Origin of the sequence: Alcaligenes sp. PF14, assembly GCF_037150615.1 — a bacterium.
Taxonomy (GTDB): Bacteria; Pseudomonadota; Gammaproteobacteria; order Burkholderiales; family Burkholderiaceae_B; genus Alcaligenes; species Alcaligenes phenolicus.
This window is the reverse complement of record NZ_JBAGRS010000015.1, coordinates 1-2,829: the sequence shown is the minus strand read 5'-3', so window position 1 is coordinate 2,829 and position 2,829 is coordinate 1. Positions and strand designations below refer to the sequence as shown.

At 56.7% G+C, this 2,829-nt stretch carries 2 protein-coding genes; both read right to left on the bottom strand.

The annotated features are described in order from the left end of the window. Positions 1 to 2,313, bottom strand: a 2,313-nt coding sequence (locus WFM49_RS18455) for a S8 family serine peptidase (protein WP_336974836.1), incomplete at its 3' end; no start/stop codon positions are given. Positions 2,314 to 2,558: 245 nt separating this feature from the next. Next, positions 2,559 to 2,829, bottom strand: a 271-nt coding sequence (locus tag WFM49_RS18450) for an autotransporter outer membrane beta-barrel domain-containing protein (RefSeq protein WP_336974833.1), incomplete at its 5' end; no start/stop codon positions are given.

Here is a 2,829-nt window from a genome sequence, read left to right as displayed (position 1 = left end):
TGTTTCGTATTGGTGAACAGAGATGGAACGCTCGCTGTCCAGGCTGTGGCGGGTATAAGCACCACCTGCCAGCAGACTCAGACTACCCGAACCCATTTCCCAAGCTTGCGTTCCGTACAGGGCGGCGCTGTAGCTGTTGCTGCGTGAGGTCTGACGGCGGTCGTCCAGCTTGATGCGGTTTTCCAGATAGCCCAGAGAGGCACCCATGCGCCAGCCTTGTTCGCCGATGGCGGTATCGCCACCCAGGAACAGGCCTCCGACTTTATGACGAACATCCTGGCTGTTGTCGTTACCGTCCAGATCGCGTTGTTGGTGAATCACTTCGGCCCACAAAACGGTGTCTTTGCCGTTTTTATTACGTGCGCCTGAGGCTTGTTTACCCAAGGTGCGCGGCAGCAGGTCCCCATTGCTAAGCAGTGCCGAGGTCGTGCCTGCATGGATCTGACCTTGTAGCTGTTCCATATAGCCTGCCACGCTGCCAGACTGGGCGTTGAGCACCGTGTCATACAGTTCAGCCATCGCGGCTGGTGGCTGGTCCGAGCCGGTATCCAGCGCGTTGGCCACGGCTTTCTGGTTCCCCGTATTGGTAAAGGTGGCAAACGGCGTGTCATTGCGCTTTATCATCAAGGACAGGCTGGGGCCATAAAGCAGTGTGGGCGACAGGAAAGCCATGTCATAAGTGATGTGACTGTATTGACCAGTCACACCATTAGCCGCATCCAGAAAGGAATAGGCCACGTTCTGGCGAAAAGGGCCACCGGCCAGTTTCAGTGTGCCGTCGATATGGGCTGCATCGCCAACCACCAGACGATCTGTTGCACCAGCGGGGCCAACTTCCAGTTCATGCACCGAACCGGCATGGGCGGTGTAGTCGCCGCTGACGGTCAGAGTACCAACCGAGTTGCCTGGAGCCAGGGTGCCGTAGTTATCAACTTTGGAAACCGTACCGGAACCCCCCAGTGTTCCCTCACGCTCGACGGTGACGGCAGATGTCAGCGTGCCATTGATGGCCAGACGACCGCCGCTGACGGTGGTGTCGCCGGTATAGCTGTTATTGCCCGTCAACTCCAGGGAGCCAGAGCCGCGCTTGTGCAGGCCGCCAGTGCCACTGATGTCATTGGCAAAGGTGGAGTTGTAGCCTAGCGTGTCCACATCGAACAGGCGGGTGAATTGCCCGGGCCCTTGCACGGCCTTGCCCACATTCATCAGGCCCCAGCCAAAAATGCTGGGGTCTCCCAGAGGGGTGGCGGTGGTCAGCAAGGTTTGCTGCAGGTGATACGCCGTGAAGTAGGGAAAGGCTTCTTTAACTAACGCTGCCGCTCCGGCCACGTGTGGCGATGCCATGGAGGTGCCACTTTTATAAATATAGCCTCCATCCGAGTTGACGGAGTTAATGCCAGGGGCCCACTGCCCCCCTGGTGCGGTCAAACACCACTCGGCGGAAACACCACATTTATTGGCGTAGACGGCCAAGGAACCATCTTCCCCGACTGCCGTCACGGCCAGCCAGTTGTCTTTCAGTTCGGGAAACCAGTAGGGAGAGCCGGCCAGAAAATCAGGGTGGTCTTGAGACTCATTGCCGGTAGCAAATACCATCAGGGAGCCAGCCTGCGCACTGTTCTTGAAGGACTCAATGATCAGAGGTTGAGCCTCTAGGGCGCTTTGAGCTGAGCCATAGTCCACAATATGGCAGGGTGGGTTATAGGACCTTGAGCAGTCATTGAGCCCCAGACTGCTATTGATAATGGGCAGCTTGAACTGGGCGAGATAGTTCCAGCCATTAGAAAGCATTCGATCTTGAAAGGCCCTTATATCGTCTGGAGTCGGGGTAGTGTCGTCACCACCATCATCATCGTCGTCATCGTCATCGTCATCAGTATTGATGCCGTAGGCAACCGCAAAAAGCTGGCTATTGAAGGCGACGCCGTGCATGCCTGCTTCGTCGCGTCTCGCACCAATGATTCCGGCAACATGGCTCCCGTGTCCGGCAGGGGGCTGAGTATCGACTCCTTGGCCATTGGCGTAGGGGGTATTGTTGGCAAAGTCAAAGCCCCCAGCAATGGCGCCGGCAAACTCAGGGTGATTTGCCTGAATGCCCGAGTCCAGATAACCGACCGTGACGCCTTTGCCGGTAAAGCCCAGCGAATAGGCTTTGGCTGCATTGATCATGTCCAGGCCGGGTTGACGCTTATATTCTTTGGTGTGCCATTGCTCCAGTGAGCTCTCGGAATCGGCATGGACGATGCCAGGTAAAGTCAGGCTTAACAAAGCCATCTGCACCAGCATAGAGGTGTTGCGTTTCTTGTTCGACATGTCTTATCTACTTGGATCTTCTAAGGAGGGTGGCCACTCGTTGTGAAAACCTGCCTTGGAGGTTCTCAAGGCATCTTTAATTTAACGGCATAGCCGTTTAAACCGGCAGTTATGGGCTGCTGTATTGTTGAGGTCGTGTTCTTGTGGGCCCCTGCCATGCACGCGCATCGCAGGGATTTTTGATGGCCGTCTGTTATGCCTGCCGCGGGATTGGCGGAACGCCAAGCCCGCCTCGGGGCCTTAAATCAGAAACGTACCTTCATGAATAGCGAGCCAGCATGGTCCTGATTGCGGCCAAACTGACCCTGGTAGTTCAGACCGAAGGATGTGCTCTTGCCGGCTTTCAGTTCAGCGCCCAATTCGGCCACAGCGGCGTTCTTGGCAATCGGCGCGCCGCTGATGCGGAAGTTGCTACCGGGCAAGGCGGCAAAGGCCAGTTCACGCTCGGGTGTGGTGTCACCCAGGGCATGACGCCAGCCTAAACCGGCGCTCAAGGACAGCGTGGTTTTGGACAAG